Here is a 20766-nt window from a genome sequence, read left to right on the forward strand (position 1 = left end):
CCAGCCGTCCCCGTACTTCTACGAGGAAACCGACCAGAGCCCGCCGCGGCTACCTACCGCGCGCCCCACTGGGCGACGACGCCCGGAGCCGAACCCCAAGCGGATACCTGCCGTCTGGCCGACGTTGGAGTCCCCGACGCTGGGCTGCACCCATGCCGGTTTCACCCCGCCTGCCAGTCCTTGGACTCGGTGTCCTGTCCGGTCGCGCATCAACTCGACCGGCCGCTGACCGTGGCGCTCGCCGGCCGCGACAGCGACGCCGAGCTACAAGCCCGCACATGGATCTGGGCTACGGGCGCAGGCGGCGGAGGCCGTCCTCCAGATAGGCGGTGCGGCCGGCGTCTGCCGCCGAGATCGCCGCGTTCATCCTTCGCGCCAGACCTGGCAGCAGGAGCTTGTCCAGATCCGCGGGGCGAACGAATGCATACTCGTCGAGTTCCTCGGGCTGCAAACGTAGCGTCGCGATTTGGGAATCGGTGAGCACGCCTGCGTTGAAGACGAACATCAGCCCGGCGTCCCACGGCGGTGCCGGTGGCACCCAGTCGACACATGCGAGCCCACCCACCAGCGGCGCGATGCCCAACTCCTCCTGCAATTCACGGAGCAAGGCACTGACGGGGGACTCTCCCGCCTCGACGATTCCGCCGGGGATGTCCCAGTCGTCCTTGTAGACCGGGTGCACGACAAGCACCCGCCCCTCGTGGTCTCGGAGCAATGCGCCTGCCGCGGCACGAAGGCGCGGTACGGAGGCAACAAAGGCCAGGTATGACGCGGAGTCGCTCATGACGGCTCCGACACTATGAGCGGCGCAAGGCCTGGCGCCGGTGTATCTGCAAATCTTCTCGTACACCGCTGGGGAGGACGCCACCAGCCCACCGGAAGGGAAAGACGGCGTGTCGCCCCCGACCTGTTCGTACCCTGAGGCAGTCCCTACCGGCTCTCCCGACACCCATCTGATCATTCTTCGCGGGAACTCCGGCTCTGGGAAGACCAGCGTCGCCCGTGCCATGCGGACGGCCTATGGCCGCGGCCTGGCGCTGGTCGGCCAAGACGTCGTACGCCGGGAACTGCTTCGCAAGCGAAAGGCCAAACCCGAGCAGCTCGCCATCCTGGAAGCGCGACCGCCGCGGCAGGACCACGCGGAAGAGTTGCTCGACCGACTCCCCCACCTGACCGCCAACCTCGCCGACGCTCCTGAAGAACTCGAGCACAAGCTGGTTCGAGATCTTCCACTTGGAGGTCCGCTACGACGCCCACGCGAACACCACCCTGATCCGGGTCACGATGGACAGCGACACGATCAGTGACATCGTCAGCCTGAGCGAGAGGGTAGTAAGCAGCCCGTCACCATCAGGCAGGCCTCAAGCATCCGTGATCGAAGCCGACACCAGCTCAGGTGACCGCGAGCAGGCCTGCCCGCCTATGGCCTCGACCTCCGATGACAGCCAAGCAACGATCCCATATAACGCAAAAACGGGCACCTTCGCCCCGAGATGGGGTAGATGCCCGTAGCGCAGATCTGGTTGGTGCCCCCTGCAGGATTCGAACCTGCGCACCCGGCTCCGGAGGCCGGTGCTCTATCCCCTGAGCTAAGGGGGCTCAACGAGTGATAAGGCTACCAGCATCTGGATGTTGTCCGTCACCCGGAATGGGGATCGTGATCACGGGGTGCCTGTGGCCGGGGCGGTGGGGTGCGGTGCCGGCCACAGGCCCGGGTGGCGGGGCTATGGCGTTGGGCGGATGGCGCCTCGGTAGTGGGAGCGGTAGTACGGGGAGTGGAGGAAGTCGACTTTGCGGACTACGTCGCCGGTCTTGGGGGCGTGGATCATGATGCCGTTCTTGAGGTAGACGCCGACGTGGGTCGGTGCACCGGTGGCTCCGCCGAAGAAGACGAGGTCGCCTGGGCGGAGTCGGGAGAGGGGGATCTTGGCGCCTCGGGTGAACTGGCTGCCGGTGTAGTGCGGGAGCGAGACTCCCGCGCGGGACCAGGCGTAGAGGGCCAGGCCGGAGCAGTCGAAGCCGCCGCGTGTCGCACCCGCCGACGATCCCCCTCCCCAGACATACGGCTTCCCAAGCTGCCGGAGCGCTACTGACGCCGCCACCACCCCGGCCGCCCGCCGTGAGGAGGCACCCGAACCACCCCCACGGCGACCCGAGCCCGAGCCATCTCCACGACCCGAGCCATCTCCACCATGACTGGTGCCGGAAATCTCATGGTCGTTAGGTGCGGCGGTGTCGTGGGGGTTGTTCGGTGACGCGGTGGGTGCTGGTTGCGGGTTGCTGAGGGTCGGGAGGCGTTTTAAGAGGGGTGCGGGTGTGAGGGCGAGCTTGGTGGTGCCGGCAACGGGGCTGGTCAATGGAGGAAGTGGGGCTCGTCCTGCGTCTTGGTGAGGGGCGGGATGTCTGTCCGTGTTCTTTGCGGGGCTCGTCTCCTTCCTCGTGCTCCTCGTCTCGGCCTTCGTTCGGCTTGTGTGCTTCCTCGCGGGGCTCGTCTCGTCGTTTGTGGGGCTTGTCTTGGTGTTGTGGGTGGTTCGGAGGGGCGGCTTGTCGTTGAGGGGTTTGGGGAGTGGGCGGTGGGAGGTCCAGATGACTCCGGTCGGGACGAGAGCGATTTGGTGGGTGTGGCGGGGGGTGGCGCATAGGGGTGGTGTGAGGTGGAGTCGTCGGAGGGTGTGGGAGAGGCGTGGAAGGTCGGGGAGGGAGAGGGCGGTGGGCCAGCGGAGCTGGACACAGCGGCCGAGCTGTAGGCGCGGAAGGGCGTCGCCGGCGCCCGCCGACAGGGCGGCTCCCGTGACAAGGGCGGTGGTCACGAGCATTGTGATCATGAGTGTCCTCCTGGCTCGATGAGGCGTCGGAGCTCAGGATCACGCTGCGGGCGGTGCGGCTGGGGAGCCGAAAGCGGTTCTGTGGATTAGCTGGTCGGGCGGATACTCGGGCTGCGTGAAGGATCGTCGCCTGAGCTGGGACGATGAGGAATTCGCTTGTTGGGCGGCCCGGGGATCTGTGGATAACCGCCCAGCTCTACACCGTCCTTGCTTCACGCGGCCACACTGATTGCCCGGCGGAAGCTAGTAGACGACGTCCGTGGACAGGACCTCCTGGGCTCGCCTGCCCGTACTTACGTGTGGCTGGAAGACGCGACAGGTGAGGTACACCATGCGTGGTCGTGAGTGCGGGTGACCGAACGGAGGGGAAACGGGAAGCTTGTGGTCAATGTGATCGAGGGAAAGTTCGGGAAGTGCTCGCGGGCGGCTCTGGGAAGAGTTAGCCTCGCGGCCGTGGATGAGCTTCTGGGGCGCGTGCTGATCGTGGACGACGATGAGGTGATTCGGGAGCTCATCGCCGTGAACCTCAATCTGGAAGGGTTCCAGGTCGAGACGGCCACCGACGGGCAGGACTGTCTCGATCGGGTGCTTGCGGTCCAGCCGGACGTGATCACGTTGGACGTGATGATGCCGCGTCTCGACGGCTGGATGACGGCCACCAAGCTGCGCGCCGACGAGCGCACCAGCCATATCAAGATCATGATGATCACGGCCCGCGCCCAGGAGGACGACAAGAAGAGGGGCCTGGCCATCGGTGTCGACGCCTACCTCACCAAACCGTTCGATCCTGCGGAGCTCATCGAAATCGTGAGAGATCTGGCCCTGTCCGCCCGTACCCGGAGCTCATGAGTACCGGTAGCTCAGGTGGTCAGGCCCTCTTGGTGGGCGTAGGCGGCGGCTTGGGTGCGGGAGGAGACGCCTAGTTTGGCGAGGATGTTCGAGACGTGGACGCTTGCGGTCTTCTGGGCGATGAAGAGGCGGTCGGCGATCTCGCGGTTGGACAGGCCGGTGGCGACGAGGGCGAGGACTTCCTGCTCGCGGGCGGTCAGCGTGCTCGCAGGGCCGGAGGAGTGGGCCGGCGGAGCGGGGGCGTCGCCGTCGGCCGGGACTGAGAGGTCGTCGGACGGCGGGGACGGCGTGGGGAAGCGGGCCCGGCGGCCGAGTTCGGTGAGGGCGTGGGTGAGTGGCGCGGCGCCGAGCGCGGTGGCGGTGGTCAGGGCCTGCCGCCATTCGGTGAGCGCCGATTCGCGGTCGCCGGTGGACAGCAGGGCCTCGGCGAGCCGCCAGCGGGAGCGGGCCAGCTCGTAGACGGCCCCGTAGTCGAACGCCTCGACCACGACCCGCCACAGGACGGGGTCGGCGACGCCCTGGGCGCGCCGCCATTCGGCCTCGGCGCGAGCCAGCCATGCCTGCCCTTCGACGCCGATGGGGCCGCGGGTGCCGGAGCCGGGGCCGAGAGTGGTCGCGGTGCGGGCGCGTCGTAGCAGGTCGTCGGCTTCGGGGCCGCTCTCGCCGAGATCCGCCAGGGCCCACAGGCCGGTGGCGCAGATGCGGATTAGGGCGGGGTCGAAGGGCTCCAGCATCGGGATGATCACGCGGATGTGGTCGATCGCGGCCCGGGGGTCGCCGTTCCAGAGGGCGTGCTCGGCCACGAGCGCCCGGACGATCTGGGCGACGAACTCGTCGTCCCAGAAGGGCTTCAGCCAGGCGAGGCGCTCCTCGACGATCGGGTCGCCGCGCGCCACCTCGATGAACAAGGCATACCCCGACAGACGGGCCTCGGGCAGCCTGCCGACGCGCACCGCGAAACCGGCCGCGACGGCGGCGGCCTGCTTCCAGTCGCCGCCCGTGTAGTCGATGAGCAGGCGCAGGAAGCTGAGATCGGTGCCGTACACGCTCCAGGAGAGACCGGTCTCGCGGGCGAGCCGCACGCCGCGGTCGGCGGTGACCTCGGCGGCGGCGAGGCTGCCGCGCTCGTACTGCACCCGGGCGTGGTGGAAGATGGCGCGCAGGTCTATGGACAGGTCGCCGGAGCGGATGGCGCTCGCCTCGGCGAGGAGCCGCTCGGCGCGCTCGGTGTCGCCGTCGATGTCGGCGACCGTGGCGAGGCTGATGAGCGCGCTGGACTCGGCGTCGTGGACCCCTGCCGCACGCGCCACCCGCAGGGCGCGCCCGCAGAGCTCTTCGACCTCGTCGTGCCGCGTGGACCACAGCAGGGTGCGCGCGTAGGTGGCCAGCGCCCTGGCGTGCACGCGAGGGTCACCCCCGGCAGAGGCGGACGGGGCGGCGGCGACGGCGACGGCGGACATCGTGGCGTGGGCAGGAGTGGTGGCAAGGGGAGATGAGGGCGGCGTTTCGGGTGAATCCGCCGCTCGGAGTCGGCCGACCGTGGTCTCCGGCGCGCCGACAGGCGAAGCGGCGGCGGGCGAAGCGGCGGCGGGACGGGAGGACAGGTCGGGTGGAGCACCGGGTCGCCCGGTGGTCGTCTCTCGGCCAATGGTCGTCTCTTGCCCGGTGGGAGAGGCTATGGGGAAGGGGGTGCATTCTGAGGTGGCGAGGGTGACGGCGGACTTGGCGGCGTCTATGGCGGCGGCGGGCTCGTCGGCGTCGGTCAGGTAGTAGGCCAGGCGTTCCCACAGCTCGGCGGTCGGGGTCTCGGTCGCGAGCAGCTCGCGCATCTGGTTGACCGCGCGGTGCGGGTCGCCGCTCTCTTCGGCCGCGGCGGCCGACAGCAGCCCCAGCCGTACGCGGGAGATGCCGGCGACGCGCTCGGCGTCCGGGACGCGGTGCCACAGGGCGAGCGCCTGGTCGTAGTGTCTGTGGGCCTCGGCGGGGGCGCCCAGGCTCTCGGCGCGGCGGCCGGCCTCGACGGAGGCGGCGAGGGCGCCGGGCAGATCGTGGGCCGCGAGGTAGTGGTAGGCGAGCTCGGCCGGGGATCCGTCCAGCAGGCGGGTGAACTCGCCGTGCAGCCGGGTGCGCTCGCCCGGCAGCAGGTCAGTGTAGACGGCCTCCTGGAGGAGAGCGTGCCGGAAGGCGTACCCGTCGCCGTCGGGCAGGAGCACGCCGCGGGAGACGATCTCACGCATGGCCTCTTCGAGCCCGGGGTCGTCCAGGCCCGACACCTTCAGGAGAAGGGCGTGGTCGACGCGGCGGCCCGCGACGGCGGCGGCGCGCAGCACCCGCTGCGCGGGGTCGGACAGCTTCTCGACCCGGGCGAGCAGCAGGCCCGCCAGGCCGTACGGCAGCCCCTCCGCGGCGAGCAGTTCCTCGGCGTAGAACGGGTTGCCCTCGGCGCGGTCGATGATGTCGCCGATCACCTTGGCGTCGGCGCCGCCGAGGGCCACGAGGTGGTCGGACATCTCGCCGTCGCCGAGCGGCCCGAGCGCCAGGGCGGTGACGGAGGGAAGCCGTCGCAGCTCGGCGAGCAGGGGCCGGAGCGGATGCCGCCGGTGCAGGTCGTCCGTGCGGTAGGTGCCGATGAGGCAGACGCGCTCGCGCTGGAGCATGCGGCTGAGGAACACCAGCAGGTCGCGGGTGGATCTGTCCGCCCAGTGGAGGTCTTCGAGCACGAACAGGACGGGTCTAGCCTCGGAGACCTCGGAGAGGAAGGCCAGCGCGGAGCCGAAGAGCTGCTGCTGGGCCAGGCCGGAGCCCGCCTCGGGCTCGGGGTCGGCAGAGCCGCCGGGCACGAGCCTGCGGAGCATGGGCCTGGCGTCGATCGCCTGGGCGAGGCCCGGGTCGTCGCTGGCGCCGCGCAGCGCGTCGGCGAGCGGCAGGTACGGCAGCGCGTCGCCCAGCTCGGCGCACTGGCCGACCAGGACCGCGAAGCCCCGCGCGCGGGCGTGGGCCATGATCTCGGTGACGAGACGGGTCTTGCCGATGCCGGCGTCACCGCCGATCACGGCGACGCCCGACCGCCCGTCGGTGGCGGATTCGAGGACGCCCGACAGACGGTCGAGCTCTCGCGACCGTCCGATCAGGGGATTCTGCGCCTCACGCCACGCCACACCCGTGAGTATTACACGCCCCTCCGACACTCCCGGATCGGCGAACCCCCCGCGCCCGGTAGGGAAGGAACCGGTGCAATTGGATCCGAAAGCGGGGCCGAAATGGCTCTCGGCACAGGAGAGGCCCGCGCCTAGGGTCGAGGGCATGATCGCCCCCTCGACCCTGGTCGTCTTCTCCCTGGCCGCGCTCGCGCTCGTGGCCGTCCCTGGTCCGAACGCGCTCTACATCACCGCCCGGGGCATCGCCCAGGGGCGTGCGGCGGCCATCGCCTCGGCGGTCGGCGTCGAGACCGGCACGCTGGTGCACATCGCCGCCGCCTCGGCGGGCCTCTCCTACCTGATCGCCCGGTCGGCCGCCGCCTTCACCGCCGTGAAGTGGGCCGGGGTCGCCTACCTTGTCTACCTCGGCGTCCGCACGCTGGCCGACCGGGGACACCAGGCCGGGCAGGCCGCCACGCCCCAGCCTCTCCCCCGCGTGTTCCTGGAGGGCGTCGTCGTCAACGTGCTGAACCCCAAGGTGATCCTGTTCTTCCTCGCCTTCCTGCCGCAGTTCGTCGACCCCGCCGCCGGCTCCCCCGCGTTGCAGATCATCGTGCTGGGCCTGACCCTGCTGGCGTTCGGCATCGTCACCGACCTGGTGTACGCCGTGGGCGCGAGCATGCTGAGCCGGGCCATGCGCCGCCGGAGCGGCCTGCTCAGATACATCAGCGGATTCGTCTACCTCGGCCTCGGCGTCGCCACCGCCCTGACCGGCGGCGCCCGCTCCCACTGAGCCATCGGGATGCGGACCGAACAGGCCTGGGAACGGCGACGTGCGGATGTGGCGGCCATATCCGTCGAATCCCCGCCTTGGCTCCAAGAGTGGCACTACTCTCGCGTTCGGTTCATGGGCAGAGGAGGGTGCATGGCAGAGGGTGAAGATCACTTAGCGTTCGTACGCGCCCGGCTCCAGCGGGTCGCCGCCACCCGAGATCTCTCGCCGGTGTTGGACCGGGCCGCGCTGGTCGAAGCCGAGCGCCTCGCCACGAGCCTCCCCGACGACGGGGCCGGCCACGAAGCCCTGTACCTGCTCGGCTGGCTGCATTTCTACCGTTACCTGGGCCTGCCCAAGGAGCGGAGCCGCACCGATCTGATCACGGCGATCGCCATGTTCACCCCCTGCTTCATCACCGGTCACGGCGACCTGCCCGAGGCACTGCTGCCCGTCCTGGCCGATCAGACGGCCCCAGCGGTGGAGGAGCTTCTCCACCATGTGTCCGAATGCACGGATCCGGCCTTGACGTCAGGGCTGGTCCGGCTGTCGCAACGCGTCTGGGCCGCCACGCCGGACGACCATCCCGACCGTGCCGTGCGGCTGTCCCATCTAGCGAGTGCCCTGCTCGCCCGGTTCCATGAGACCCAGGCGATGAAGGACCTCGACCGCGCCATCGAGACATGCCACCGGGCGCTGTCCACCATCCCCATCGCCGAACCCGCTCGCGCCGCCATCTTGTCCGACCTGGCCAACGCGCTGTTCACCCGGTTCCGGCGCGCCGGGACGTCGATGGACCTCGACCACGCCATCGAAAGATCCCGTGAGGCGCTCACCATCACCCCGTCCGATCACGCGCTTCGCACCACCATCCTGTTCCATCTGGCGCAGGGACTGCAGAGCCGTTTCGAGCACGCCGGGGCCGTGACCGACCTGGACGACGCGGTGCGGGCCGGCCGCGAGGCGCTGGTCACCGCCGACGCCTGGTCCCCCGGCCGCATCGTGTGCCTGGCCGCTCTGGGGGGCACGCTGCTCGTCCGGTTCCAGCTCACCGGGGCCATGAGCGATCTGGACGAGGCGACAGAGAAGTGCCGCCAGGCGACGGCCGACGCCTCGCCCGGCGATCCCCACCTCGCTTTGTACCTGTCCACCCTGGGGAACGCACTGCGGAACCGGTTCACGCGCACTCAAGCGATGGCGGATCTGAACAATGCCCTCGAAGCCGGTCGTCAGGCGCTCGCCATCGCCCCGCAGGATCACCCCCACCACGCCACATGCCTGTCCGGCCTGGCAGGGTCGCTGTTCGCCCGGTTCCAGCGCACCGGCGTCATGGCCGACCTGGACGAGACGATCGGGGCCCAACAGCGAGCGCTGGCGGCCACCCCCGCCGGAAACCCGAACCATGCCCGGTTCCTGGCTAATCTGGGATACGCGCTCCGCGCGCGGTTCGAACACACCGGGGCCATGACCGACCTGGACGAGGCGATCGAGACGGGACGCGAGGCGGTGTCCGCCATCCCACCCGGCCATATCGAGTACCCCGGGATCCTGACCAACTTGACATTCACGCTGCTGGTGCGTTTCGAACGCACCGGGAGAACGGCCGATCTCGACGAGGCGGTCGAAGCCGGCCGCCAGGCGCTGGCCGCCTGCCCGTCCGGCCATGTCCAGGGCGCCGGGATCCTCTCCAACCTGGGGAACGCGCTGCGAGCCCGCTTCAACCACACGGGATCGACGACCGACTTGAACGCGGCGATCCACGTCACTAGGCGAGCGGTGTCCGCCACCCCGGCCGACAGCCCTGATCAGGCGGGATTCCTTTCCAACCTGGGCGCCGTCCTATGGGCGCGGTTCGAGCGCACCGGTATCTTGGCGGATCTGGACGAGGCGATCGAAGCCGGTCGGCAGGCCGTGGCCACCAGTCCCGCCGACCATCCCTGCCGTGCCATGTTCCTGTCCAACCTCGGCTATATGCTGCTGCTGCGCTTCGGGCGCACCAAGGGCACAACCGACCTGGAGGAGTCCGTCGAGGCCGCCCGCGAGGCGGTGACCGCCACCCCGCCCGGCCACATCGAGCATCCTGGGCGCCTGTCCAACCTGGCGGGCTCGCTGCAGGCCCGGTTCAAGCGAACCGGGACCGTGTCGGATCTGGATGACGCGATCGAGGCCGCGGGCCGTGCGGTGGCCGCCACCCCTGCCGACAGCCCTCATCGCGCCAAACGACTGCTCAATCTGGGTCACGTGCTGAAAGATCGATGCCGGCGGACCGGGACGGTGAGGGACCTGGACGCGGCGGTGTCGGCCTACGCGGACGCCGTGGCACTCGCCCCGGCTGCGGCGTCGCTTCGTGTCCAGGCGGCCCGGGCCGGCGCCCTCCTGGCCGCCTCGTCATGGCCGGGTATGGCCGCCGGCCTGTTGGAGCAGGCGGTCCTGTTGTTGCCGCAGATCGCCTCGCGGCGGCTGGAACGGCCGGATCAGCAGCACGCGCTAGGCGAGTTCGCCGGATTGGGCGCCGCCGCGGCCGCACTGGCGCTGTCCGACCCGGGAACGCCTGCGGGCGAACGGCCGTGGCGGGCGTTGCGGCTGCTGGAGGCGGCGCGGGCGGTCCTGCTCAGCCAGGCGCTCCACACCCGCAGCGACCTGACCGACCTGCACGCCCGTCACCCTGAGCTGGCAGCGCGGTTCGTCGACCTGCGCGACCTGCTGGACCGGCCCACCGATCCCGATGGAACGACGCCCATCCCCGCGACGACGGCCGGGCGCGGCGAGCGGAACCCGCGAGACCGCATCCGGGCGGCCGAGGAGTTCGCCGCGCTGCTGGAACACATCCGCCACCTGGAAGGGTTCGTCTCCTTCGCCCTTCCTCCGAGCGTCGATGAACTGGCGGCCCAGGCCGCCTCAGGGCCGGTGGTGGTGTTCAACGTCAGCGACCGCCGCGGCGACGCGCTGCTGCTCACGTCCGGCGGCCTCACCGCGATCGAGTTGCCCGGCCTCACCACCACCGCCGTGGCCACCCGTGTCCACGCCTTCCACCGGGCCCTGCCCGCGACCACCGCGCCCGACGTCCCCCCGGCTGGGCGGATCGGCGCCCAAGACGTGATCGCGAAGACCTTGGCCTGGTTGTGGGACGCGGTCGCCGGACCGGTGCTGGGCGCGCTGGGCCACCATGGCGCACCCGCGCCGGGCGAGGAGTGGCCGCGAGTGTGGTGGGCGCCGGGCGGGGTCCTCGGCCTGCTGCCCGTCCACGCCGCCGGCCACCACGCCGACCCCCCTGGCCCAGGACGGCGTACGGTCCTGGACCGGGTCGTCTCCTCCTACACACCTACCGTGACCGCCCTGCGCCACGCCCGTCAGCGCGCTGGCACCCGCGCTCCGGCGGCGACGCGGGACCTGATCGTAGGCATGCCCACCACCCCCGGCCTGCCCGGCCAAGGACTCCTGCCCAACGTGCCCGCCGAGATCGCCAAGGTCCGCGCCCGCCTCCCCCACGCCGTAATCCTGACCGCCCCCACCGCACCCTCGGACCCCACGCCGGTCGCACCTCACGGCGCCGGCCCGGTTCCCACCGCCGCGAACGTCCTGACGCACCTGAACGGCTGCGCGATCGCGCACTTCGCCTGCCACGGGGTCAGCGACCCCGTCGACCCCTCCAACAGCCGCCTGCTCCTCCACGACCACGAAAGCGATCCGCTCACCGTGGCCGCGCTGGCGCCCCTCACCTTGGACCACGCCCGCCTGGCCTACCTGTCCGCCTGTAACACCGCCTTGACGTCCGCGAACACGCTGGCGGACGAGGCCATCCATCTCGCCTCGGCCTTCCAGTTGGCCGGGTTCCCGCATGTCATCGGCACCCTATGGCAGATCAACGATCGGCTGGCCGCCACCATCGCCAACGCCTTCTACACCGGGCTGACCACCCGCGACGGAACCCTGGACACCGCCAGGGCCGCCCACGCTCTGCACGATGCCGTGCGTGCCGCCCGCGACCGCCACCCGGCCGATCCCTCATTGTGGGCTGCCCACATCCACGTGGGGGGCTGACGACCGGGCCCCGACGATCGCCAGGTGCGTCCGAGAGGGTTACGGGCGGAGCGCCAGGGCGGTGGGGATGCGGTTGAGGACGTTGTAGGGGACGAGGCCGTAGGCGTGGAAGTCGACGGCGTCGCCGCCGGCGGCTCTGACGGCGCGGACCTTGGCGGCGAGGCGGTCCTCGGAGTCGGTGTCGGGGCGGCCGGGACGTAGCACCACCCGCAGCTCGCGGTCGTTGCCCACCGAGCGGCGGTACGCGCCGACGTCGTCGGCCACCCGGGCGGCGTCCCTGGCGTAGGCGAGCACGCCGAAGGACGGCACCAGGTCGCCGAGCGCGACCAGGTCCACGCCGAACTGCCAGGCGTCGTGCGCCGCGAGCCCCGCCGGGGGCAGGCCGTCGGCGTACCCCTTGGCGTGCCCGGTGCCGTCCACGAAGGTGAGCCGCGAGCCCTCGCCCGCCACGGCGGAGGAGACCTCGCTGACCAGGGACGTCACGGTCTCGGAGCGGGCGCGGGCGTAGGCCACGACCTCCGGGCCCGCGTAGGCGGTGAGCGCCGCACGGGTGACCTCGCCCTGCGCGGGCGGGTCGCCGTCCAGCACGCCGCCGACGATCCTCGCGCACTCCTCCCGCGCGACCTCGGCCTTGACGCCGAGGTCGGTGGCCCGCCGCATGCACCAGCCGCAGAAGCACAGGCCGAGCAGGAACTCGTCCATGGGGCCGAGCGGGACGTACGACCGTTCCAGCCGGTAGCCGTGGGCGAACGTCCCGAAGTGGAGGGACTCGGCGACGACGCTGCTCACCCCTTGGCGGGCCACGGCCCTGGCGAGCGCGACCGCGTACCGCCGCACGTCGGGCTGCGCCGGGCACAGCGCCCCGGGCGAGCCCCTGCCGCCGAAGCAGTCCTGCACGGTGAGGTCGAGGTTGGCCAGGCCGAGCGTGACGTTGTTCAGGAACACCGCCCAGCCGTGCAGGGGCATGCCACGGTCGGCGGCGGCCTCGCGCAGCGCGGCCAGCGGCTCGTCGGCCGCGCCCGGCTGCACGGGCGGCGTCAGGCGCAGGCCGGCGAACAGGTCCTCGGGCGGAGGGAAGTGGACGCCGTCGGAGCGGAGGGTCACCCGCGAGGCGCCGTGGGGGGTGATGTCGCGGGCGGCGTGGGAGGCGACGGCCACGGTGACCTCGCGCACGCCGTACCCGGCGATCCTGTCGAGGACCTCACGGGCGCCTTCGTCCCTGACATCCTCGACATGGACGTGTACCGAACCCTCCAACGCAGCCGTGCCTTTCAGGGTGCCCGCTGTCTGACTATGTCCCAGGCGACCCTATATCTTCACAGCTGAGCAGAGACCGGTCCAGCAAAGGTCGGGCATGGAGCGATTCGCGGGCCTCGCGGCGGGCGAGGTTCCAGCCGTTCCACGGGTCGGCCTTGCCGTACCTGGACGCGGCGGCCATCTCCTCCAGCAGGCAGCTCCGGGCCGGCTCGGGCAGCCGGTCCACGGCGGGCACGGCCTCGGCGCCGAGGTCGCCGAGGTAGTCGATGTCGAGCCGTGCGACGCCCCGCTTGTCGATCTGGCTTTCGGCGACGCGCAGGTCGGGGTTCCAGGCGGCGAAGAGCACCATCGTCAGGGCGGTGACGAGCACGAGCGTGCGGGGCAGCCAGGACGCGCCGCGCCGCGCCATCCGCAGCGCGCCGGCGGCCAGGACGAGCGCGAACACCGCGCCGAGCCACCAGATCGCCGCGACCACCGAGGCACGCAGCCGCGACAGCCCGTAGGCGTCGATGTACAGGTCGAGGCGGTGCAGGGCGGAGGCGAGGACGACCATGGTGAGCGCGCACAGCAGGCCGAGCAGCCCGGCGAGCGCCCAGCGCGCGCGGCCCTCGGGGGCCAGCAGCCCGGCCGCGACCGCGACGATGGCGAGCACGAAGACGCTCACCGCGACCAGCTCGAAGAAGCCGGACCTGGCGTACTCGGCGTAGGTCAGCCCGGCCGTCTGGACGACCTTGCGGTTGCCGCCGAACAGCGTCGTGATCTGCACGGTCACGAACGCGAGGAACAGCAGGTTCACCGCCACCAGCGGGGTCGTCCACAGCGTGGGGTTGACCCGCCTGCGCCGGGCCCGCACCCGCGGCTCGGCCACCGGGCGCAGCGCGACGAGCGTGGCTCCGGCGACGAGCGCGGCGAACAGGACGAACACCAGCAGGCGGAACGGCAGGGTGGCGGCCCAGTCGGGGGCGGTGAACAGGCGTTCCACGAACGAGGAGAAGACCGCGTCCGCGGAGGCGAACAGCAGCCCGAACAGCAGGATCAGGACCAGCGACAGGGCCAGCCCGGCGGCCACCGGCCCGAGACGGCGGCGGTCGATCGTCTTGAACGGCTTGGCAAGGAACCACGGGACCGGCGGGAGCGCGAGCAGGACCGACATCCCTCCCCTGACGACCCCGAGCCAGCTCCGCCCGCCGCCGGAGACGGCCAGCGCCGCCATGGCGAAGCCGGCGAGGATCATGGGGCCGACCAGCCAGTCGCCGTCCCGGAACAACGCCACCGCCACCAGCGAGTACGCCAGCAGGCCGAACGCCGCCGTCCACGGGGTGACGCGCCGGCGGGCCCACGGCAGGACGGCCGCGCCCACGGCGATCGCCACCAGCACGAACCCGAGGCCGGGCCTGCTCTCCGGCAGCGTGATCGCGGCGAAGAGGCCGACGACCGCCGCGAGCGCGGGGACGAACCTGGGCGTGTCCGGCAGGGTCGGGCGCGGCAGCAGGGGCGGCGGCACGTAGACCTCGCCGGGCCGCGCCCCGCCGTGGTCCGGCGGCGCGGTGGCCTCCGACGATCGGGCACTGCGGTAACTCAGTGACGCGCCCAGCACCGTGCCTCCCGCGGAGAAGAGCAGCGTCGCCACGACCCCGTAGCCGCCGCCGAAGAAGTAGACGAGGAAGAACGCCAGCGAGACGCCGACGACGAACCCCCACACCAGGCCCAGCAGGCCGCCGGCGAAGCTCTTCCCCCATCGCGTGGCGGCCTGGGGAGTGCGCTCGGACGGGCGGTAGGGAGCCCGCAGCACGGGATACGGCGGCGGTGGCGGCATGGCGTACCCTTCCGGGCCCGGGTACCGCGACGGCCCCGCGGCCGGGGGCCCGGCGGGGCCGGGCACGGCTCCGGAGCCGGCGGTGGCGGGGGTTTCGGCCTCCCGGACGGCCGGGGCGCCCGTCTGCCCGCCCGCCGGCTCCGGGACGGCCGGGGCTCCCGGGTCCCGCCCAGGTGTGGTGGCGGAAACCTCGGCGGCCGCCGGGGCGGAGACGACGGCAGGGGTGGCTTCCCGGGCGTGAGAGAGGGGCGCGACGCGGACGTCCGAGGTGCTGGAGGCGGTGGTGCCCGCCGCTACGCGCGGCTCGCCGTGGCCGGGCTCTCGGCCTTGGCCGTGGCCGGCCCCGGTGCCCTCGGAGAGTTCGCGCGGCCCGTGTGCCGCGCGAAGCCCTGAAACGGACGCGGGGGCGAGGGCGGAAGTGGAGACCGAGGATGGAGCGGGGGCGAGGGCGGAAGCGGACGCAGAGGATGGAGCGGGGGTGCGGATGGACGCAGGGGGCGGTGGGGGGTCGGCGGGGGCCGGCATGGTGGTGGTCCTTTCCGGGAGGTCGACCACCATGTGGCAGCCGGTCGGCGTGTCGGCGACCTTGATCGAGCCGCCGTGCACTTCGACGATCTCTTTCACGATGGCCAGCCCCAGCCCGGCCCCGCCCGCGTCGGCCGCGCGGGCCGCGTCCAGGCGGGAGAAGCGCTCGAAGACGCGGGGCCGCTCCGGCTCGGGGATGCCGGGCCCTTCGTCGGTCACGCGGAGCCGCACCCCCGTGCCCTCGGCGCGTGCCCGGACCCGCACCCGGCCGCCCGGCGGGCTGTGCCGGACGCCGTTGTCGAGCAGGTTGGCGAGCACCTGGGCGAGCAGCGCCGGGTCGGCGTGGACGCCGAGCCCCGCGGGCACGTCGCAGGTCAGCGCCACGTCGTCCCGTTTCAGGGCGGCCTCGCGGACCGCCTGGCCGCAGAGCCCCGCCAGTTCCACGGGCTCGCGTTCGATGGACCGGGACCCGGAGTCCAGGCGGGACAGATCGAGGAGCTGGGCGACCAGCCGGCCGAGCCGCTGGGTCTGGGCGAGCGCGGTGCTCAGCGTCGCCGGGTCGGGCGCGGAGACGCCGTCCACGACGTTCTCCAGCACGGCCTGCAGCCCGGCGATGGGCGTGCGCAGCTCGTGGCTCACGTTGGCCACGAGCTCGCGCCGCTGCCGGTCCACCTCGCCGAGGTCGGCGGCCATGGCGTTGAAGGCGCGGGCCAGCTCGCCGACCTCGTCGCGGGAGGTGGCGCTGACGCGCATGCCGTAGCGGCCCTTGGCGATGGTCTGGGCGGCGGCGGCCATCTCGCGCAGCGGCAGCGTCATGCCCCGGCCGAGGAGCTGGACCATGCCGACGCTGAGCAGCGCGGCCAGGCCCATGCGGGTGACGGCGTCCACGCCGAGCGCGCGGCCGTACTCGTTGATGGCGAACGCGGTGGCGACCGCGAGCAGGATGACGAGCCCGAGCTTGATCTTGATGCGGCCGAGGAAGTCGAGGGGTCTCATGGCCGCACCAGGGCGTAGCCGACGCCGTGCACGGTGCGGACGACGCCCGCGCCGAGCTTGCGGCGCAGCGCCCGCACGTGGCTGTCGACGGTCCGCGTCGCGGCGGCCTCGGAGAAGCCCCATATGTCGGAGAGCAGCCGATCGCGCTCGAAGACGTGCCCGGGGCGTTCGGCGAGCCGCCGCAGGAGGTCGAACTCGGTGCGGGTGAGCTGGGCCTCCGTGCCGCGGACGAACACCCGGCGCTCGGCGGTGTTGATCTCGACGTCACCCACCCGGATCACCGTGTCCTCGTGGACGAGCTGGGCGGCGCGGTCCACGCGGCGCAGCAGCGCGTGGATCCTGGCCACCAGCTCGCGCATGCTGAACGGCTTGGTCAGGTAGTCGTCGGCGCCGACGCCGAGCCCCACGAGCACGTCGGTCTCCTCGGCGAGCGCGGTGAGCATCAGCACCGGCACCGGGCGGGCGGCCTGCATGCGGCGGCAGACCTCCAGGCCGTCCAGTCCCGGCAGCAGCCGGTCGAGGATCACCAGGTCGGGCTCGGCCCTGCCGTACGCGGCCAGCGCCTCCTCGCCGTCACCGGCGACGCGGACGTCGAAGCCCTCGGCGCCGAGCCGGTCGCGCACGGCCAGCGCGATGGTGGTGTCGTCCTCTACCACGAGAATGCGTCGCTGGTCAGTCACGTCGAGAAGCCTAGGACGGGCCCGTGCAGACAATCCCTGGCGAAATGTGTAGATCTTATGCAGGGCTTGGTTAGCTTGGCCGGTGACCGATTCTCTGGACGCGACCATGACGCCCATGGCGCCCCTGGCTCCGCGGTATCTGCGGCGTCTCGGGCTGGACGACCTCACCGGCCCGCCGAGCCCCGAGTCCCTCGCCCGCCTGCACCGCGCGCACGTCGAACGGGTGCCGTACGAGACGTTCCACATCTGGCTGAGGCATCCGACGACCGTGGACGCCGTGGAGTCCGCCGGCCGCGTGCTGCGCGGCAGGGGCGGCTACTGCTACCACCTCAACGGCGCGCTGGCGCTGCTGCTGGAGGCGCTGGGGTACCAGGTGACCCGGCACATGGCCGGGGTGCAGGGCTCGGCCGACGACCCGGCGGGCGCCCGGGGCAACCATCTGGCGCTCACGGTGTCCGGCCTGCCGACCGCGGCCAACCCGGGCGGCGGGTGGCTGGTGGACGTGGGGCTCGGGGACGGGCCGCACGAGCCGGTGCCGCTGGTCGAGGGCGTACACCGGCAGGGCGGGTTCGCGTACGGGCTGCGGCCCTCGGCGGCCGAGCCGGGCGGCTGGCGCCTGGAGCACGACCCGTCGGGCAGCTTCCTCGGCATGGACCTGCGGCCGGGCGCCGTGCCGATGCCGGCGTTCACGGCGAAGCACGAGGAGCTGTCCACCTCGCCGGCCTCGTCGTTCATGAAGGCGCTGTGCGTGCAGCGGCGCGACGCGGCCGGGGCGGACACCCTGCGCGGCCTGGTGCTGACCAGGATCGGCTCGGGCGCGACACGCATGACGCTGCCGACCTCGCGCGACTATTTCGAGGCGCTGGCCGACGTCTTCGGCCTCACCCTGGAGGACGTGGACCCGCGCGAGAAGGACGCGCTGTGGGAGCGGCTGAGCGAGGCGCACGAGAGCTGGCTCGCCGCCACGGTGTCCTGAGCGGGTTCAGAGCCGGTCGCGCAGCTCCCGTTTGAGGATCTTGCCGACCGCGTTGCGCGGCAGACCCTCCACGATCTGCAGCCGTTCGGGCAGCTTGTAGGAGGCGAGGCCCTTGTCGCGCAGGAAGGAGACCAGCGCGGGGAGGTCGACGTCGTCCCGGGGCACGACCACCGCGCACACCCTCTCCCCCAGCACCTCGTCCGGGTACCCCACGATGGCGACCTCCATCACGGCGGGGTGCCCGGCGAGCAGGCCCTCCAGCTCGGCGGCGGAGATGTTGGCGCCGCCCCGGATGATCAGGTCCTTCGTGCGGTCCACGTACCGCAGGTACCGCCCGCCGGGCCCGGCGATCTCGAAGACGTCCCCGGTGACCAGGTAGCCGTCCTCGTCGAACGGATCGGCCGCGGCCGTGCCGGGCAGGTAGCCGGCGAAGACCGTCGGCCCGGACAGGCGCAGCTCGCCGGGCCGCCCCGGCTCGGTGATCTCTTCTCCCGACGAGGGGTCCACGAGCTTCACGCGGGTGGCGGCGAGCGTGCCGGGCCAGTCGCCCGCGGCGCCGGGCCTGGGGAAGAACCGGGCGCGCTCCTCGGGGTCGGGGATGTTCACCGGGTCGGACAGCAGGGCGATGCCCTCGTTGGAGCCGAAGAAGTTGATGATGGCGATGCCGTGGCGTTCCTGCCAGCCCTTGACCATCCACGGCGGCAGCGGCGCCGAGCCGGAGCCGATGCGCGTCAGCGACGCGATGTCGTAGCGCTCCAGCATCTCGGGCTTCTGCAACAGCATGGTGAGCAGGGCCGGCGGGGCGAGGGTGTAGGTGACGCGCTCCTCGGCGATCTGGTCGAGGTAGACGAGAAGGTCGAAGGGGTGGTGCTGGACCAGCACGAACCCGGCGCGCAGCCAGGGCAGGAAGACGCCGCCGATGCCCGCCATGTTGACCATGGGGAAGGGGTTGAGCACGACGTCGTCGCCGGTGAGCGCGGGAGCCGCGGTGGTGGTGTTCTCGACGGCGAACCAGTCGTAGTGGCAGCGGGGCACGCCCTTCGGGGTGGCCTCGGTGCCGGAGGTCCAGCAGATCGTCACGCAGTCGTTGGGGTCGGTCTCCAGCCCCTTGAGGTGCGCCGCGAGCACGGCCGGGTCGGCGGTGGCGGTCTCCAGGTCCCGCGCCGGGTCGCCCCAGGCCAGGACGACCGGGGGCGCGGGGACCTCCAGCCTGCGGACGATCTCGGCGTTCTCGCGGTCGCCCACCCGGTCGGCGGTGACGAACACCTTGACGCCGGCCATGGTGATCACCTGGGTGAGCTCGTACTCGCGGTACTGCACGGGCAGCGGGGTGATCACGGCGCCGATCCTGGCCGCGGCCAGGAAGGTCACGGCCAGCTCCACGCTGTTCGGGAGCTGGACCGCCACCACGTCGCCCGCCGCGGCGCCGGACTCCAGCAGGACCGCGGCGATCCTGTCCACCTCGACGTCGAGCTCGGCCCACGACAGGCGACGGACCGCGCCGTCCATCAGGCTCGGCTTGTTCGGCGGGTCCACGATCGCGACGGCGCCCGGCCGCGCCGCGACCTTGTCCCGGAACAGCCGGTCGACGGTGTCTCCGGTCCACCAGCCGTCACCGGTGTACTGCTCGACACGCTCGTGCGGGTGCAGCCCCATCGCGACTCCCATCGCAGGATGGGCCGACACTATGGATCCCGAAGCGGGCGGGTCAATGGGTCCGGCGAGATCTTCACCGAGCCGACTCCGACGCCGGAATTCAGCCCCGATCGGGGGTGGCGGACAGGTCGAAACGGACCTCGCGGCGCGCCAGCACCTCGTCGCAGTGCCGGCACTGGAGCACCGGGCGCAGCGGCGATCCGCACGGCTTGTGCGTGATGTCCAGATCGGACCCCTCGGGCCCGGGGAGCTCACGCTGGCCCCAGTACACGAGGAACGCGAAGACCTCGAAGAACGCCAGCCCCCGGTCGGTGAGACGGTACTGGCGGCCGGTGGCGGGCTGGAGCGCACCGAGCTCGACGAACCGCTTGAGCCGGTCGGTGAGCACCGAGGGCGCGATGCCGAGCTCGTTCTGGAAGTCCACGAACCGCCGCACGCCGAGGAAGGCCGCCGCGAGGACGCTGGTGCTCCAGCGGTCACCGAGGATCTCCAGCGACGACGGCAGGTAACCGAGGAAGTCGGTGCGGACGTCGCCGCGCGCGGTGGTGCGGCGGTGCTGGCGGGCCAGGCCGATCCGGGAGAACGTGGCCAGGGGGCCGCGCTCGGTGTGGGTGTCGCGGGCTGTCATCGGCTTGTGGCAGGACCCGCAGGCCAGGTAGGGGTGGGCGTCGTGGCCGCAGGAGTGGTGGATCAGCGGCGGCAGGTCCGCGCGGCCGGCCCAGTCGCGCTCCCAGCTGTAGATGGCGACGAGCAGGGACCACAGCCGCAGGCCGGCGTCGCTGAGCCGGTACTCCAGGCGGGTGCGGCCGTCGCGGTACGCCTGCTGGACGAAGATGCCGTTCTCGACGAGCTCTTTCAGGCGGGCCGCGAGGACGGACTCGGAGATGCCGAGCTCGTCGCGCCAGCCGGCGAACGTGCGGATGCGGAGCAGGAACGCCCGCTGGAGGATCAGCAGGACCCAGCGGTCGCCGAGGATGGACAGCGCCCGCCCGATGCCGCTGAGCTCGGGCGCCCCCTCGGTTCCTGGTCCGCCGATCGTGGTCTCGCCCGCGGGGGCGCCGTCGGCGGCGTTCCCCTCGGGCGCGTCGATCGGGTCGACGGCGCTCACCCCCCGTCCGGCCGCGACGCGGGTGGCCCCGACCTCGGCCGGTGTTTCCTTGGTCTTCACCGCGCCCACTTTAAACACCGCCGGTGAACGGCGGGCCATGGTCGCGCGTTGACTGGCTGACTTTCTTT

General features: G+C 71.9%; 13 protein-coding genes and 1 tRNA gene. 5 read left to right on the forward strand and 9 right to left on the reverse strand.

Annotation, left to right across the window (positions count from 1 at the left end; genetic code table 11):
• Positions 1 to 289: 289 nt before the first annotated feature.
• Positions 290 to 784 (reverse strand): NUDIX domain-containing protein, encoded by a 495-nt coding sequence (locus BJ982_RS36270; RefSeq protein ID WP_184887689.1) that lies wholly within the window; start codon positions 782 to 784, stop codon positions 290 to 292.
• Between the two features lie 223 nt (positions 785 to 1007).
• Here BJ982_RS36270 and BJ982_RS36275 point away from each other — a divergent pair, with 223 nt between their 5' ends.
• A complete protein-coding gene (locus tag BJ982_RS36275) occupies positions 1008 to 1307 on the forward strand; it encodes a hypothetical protein (protein ID WP_221482431.1) in 300 nt (99 codons plus the stop codon).
• A gap of 217 nt (positions 1308 to 1524) precedes the next feature.
• Here BJ982_RS36275 and BJ982_RS36280 read toward each other — a convergent pair.
• Together BJ982_RS36280 and BJ982_RS40795 are read right to left on the reverse strand one after the other, a co-directional pair.
• Positions 1525 to 1599 (reverse strand) — tRNA-Arg (locus BJ982_RS36280).
• 125 nt (positions 1600 to 1724) lie between these two features.
• Complete coding sequence (locus tag BJ982_RS40795) at positions 1725 to 2102, reverse strand: C40 family peptidase (RefSeq protein WP_239122710.1); 378 nt, start codon at positions 2100 to 2102, stop codon at positions 1725 to 1727.
• A gap of 1176 nt (positions 2103 to 3278) precedes the next feature.
• Between BJ982_RS40795 and BJ982_RS36290 the strand changes: the two genes are divergently transcribed.
• Positions 3279 to 3674 carry a response regulator transcription factor gene (locus BJ982_RS36290; RefSeq protein ID WP_239122709.1) on the forward strand — a complete coding sequence of 132 codons (396 nt, stop codon included), beginning with the start codon at positions 3279 to 3281 and terminating at the stop codon, positions 3672 to 3674.
• 11 nt (positions 3675 to 3685) lie between these two features.
• Here BJ982_RS36290 and BJ982_RS40800 read toward each other — a convergent pair whose 3' ends face one another.
• Positions 3686 to 6832: a helix-turn-helix transcriptional regulator gene (locus BJ982_RS40800; RefSeq protein WP_275411661.1), complete on the reverse strand. Its 3147-nt coding sequence runs from the start codon at positions 6830 to 6832 to the stop codon at positions 3686 to 3688.
• 145 nt (positions 6833 to 6977) lie between these two features.
• On the opposite strand from BJ982_RS40800, the gene BJ982_RS36305 reads away from it, so the two are divergent.
• Both BJ982_RS36305 and BJ982_RS36310 read left to right on the forward strand, forming a co-directional pair.
• A complete protein-coding gene (locus tag BJ982_RS36305; RefSeq protein WP_184887691.1) occupies positions 6978 to 7604 on the forward strand; it encodes a LysE family translocator in 627 nt (208 codons plus the stop codon).
• Between the two features lie 132 nt (positions 7605 to 7736).
• Positions 7737 to 11624, forward strand: a complete 3888-nt coding sequence (locus BJ982_RS36310; protein WP_184887692.1) for a CHAT domain-containing tetratricopeptide repeat protein — start codon at positions 7737 to 7739, stop codon at positions 11622 to 11624.
• 39 nt (positions 11625 to 11663) lie between these two features.
• Here the strand turns inward: BJ982_RS36310 and BJ982_RS36315 are convergent, their stop codons facing one another.
• The 3 genes from BJ982_RS36315 to BJ982_RS36325 are packed head-to-tail and all read right to left on the reverse strand — an operon-like array spanning position 11664 to position 16898.
• Complete coding sequence (locus tag BJ982_RS36315; protein ID WP_184887694.1) at positions 11664 to 12881, reverse strand: hypothetical protein; 1218 nt, start codon at positions 12879 to 12881, stop codon at positions 11664 to 11666.
• A gap of 34 nt (positions 12882 to 12915) precedes the next feature.
• Positions 12916 to 16218: a DUF4153 domain-containing protein gene (locus BJ982_RS36320; RefSeq protein WP_184887696.1), complete on the reverse strand. Its 3303-nt coding sequence runs from the start codon at positions 16216 to 16218 to the stop codon at positions 12916 to 12918.
• The gene (locus BJ982_RS36325; RefSeq protein ID WP_184887698.1) at positions 16215 to 16898 is read right to left on the reverse strand and encodes a response regulator transcription factor; all 684 of its coding nucleotides are present in this window, start codon (positions 16896 to 16898) and stop codon (positions 16215 to 16217) included. Before BJ982_RS36325 ends, BJ982_RS36320 begins: the two co-directional genes overlap by 4 nt.
• 82 nt (positions 16899 to 16980) lie before the next feature.
• Here BJ982_RS36325 and BJ982_RS36330 point away from each other — a divergent pair, with 82 nt between their 5' ends.
• A complete protein-coding gene (locus tag BJ982_RS36330) occupies positions 16981 to 17874 on the forward strand; it encodes an arylamine N-acetyltransferase family protein (protein WP_239122708.1) in 894 nt (297 codons plus the stop codon).
• A 6-nt stretch (positions 17875 to 17880) separates the two neighbouring features.
• On the opposite strand, the gene BJ982_RS36335 is transcribed toward BJ982_RS36330, so the two are convergent.
• Positions 17881 to 19542 (reverse strand): class I adenylate-forming enzyme family protein, encoded by a 1662-nt coding sequence (locus BJ982_RS36335; protein WP_239122707.1) that lies wholly within the window; start codon positions 19540 to 19542, stop codon positions 17881 to 17883.
• An 88-nt stretch (positions 19543 to 19630) separates the two neighbouring features.
• Complete coding sequence (locus BJ982_RS36340) at positions 19631 to 20698, reverse strand: winged helix-turn-helix transcriptional regulator (RefSeq protein ID WP_184887700.1); 1068 nt, start codon at positions 20696 to 20698, stop codon at positions 19631 to 19633.
• Positions 20699 to 20766: the final 68 nt, after the last annotated feature.

Source organism: Sphaerisporangium siamense (assembly GCF_014205275.1).
Classification (GTDB): Bacteria; Actinomycetota; Actinomycetes; order Streptosporangiales; family Streptosporangiaceae; genus Sphaerisporangium; species Sphaerisporangium siamense.

Coding starts and splice junctions, on each gene's coding strand:
- BJ982_RS36270 (WP_184887689.1), bottom strand. CDS start 784: ATGAGCGACTCCGCGTCATACCTGGCCTTTGTTGCCTCCGTACCGCGC.
- BJ982_RS36275 (WP_221482431.1), top strand. CDS start 1,008: ATGCGGACGGCCTATGGCCGCGGCCTGGCGCTGGTCGGCCAAGACGTC.
- BJ982_RS36305 (WP_184887691.1), top strand. CDS start 6,978: ATGATCGCCCCCTCGACCCTGGTCGTCTTCTCCCTGGCCGCGCTCGCG.
- BJ982_RS36310 (WP_184887692.1), top strand. CDS start 7,737: ATGGCAGAGGGTGAAGATCACTTAGCGTTCGTACGCGCCCGGCTCCAG.
- BJ982_RS36320 (WP_184887696.1), bottom strand. CDS start 16,218: ATGAGACCCCTCGACTTCCTCGGCCGCATCAAGATCAAGCTCGGGCTC.
- BJ982_RS36335 (WP_239122707.1), bottom strand. CDS start 19,542: ATGGGAGTCGCGATGGGGCTGCACCCGCACGAGCGTGTCGAGCAGTAC.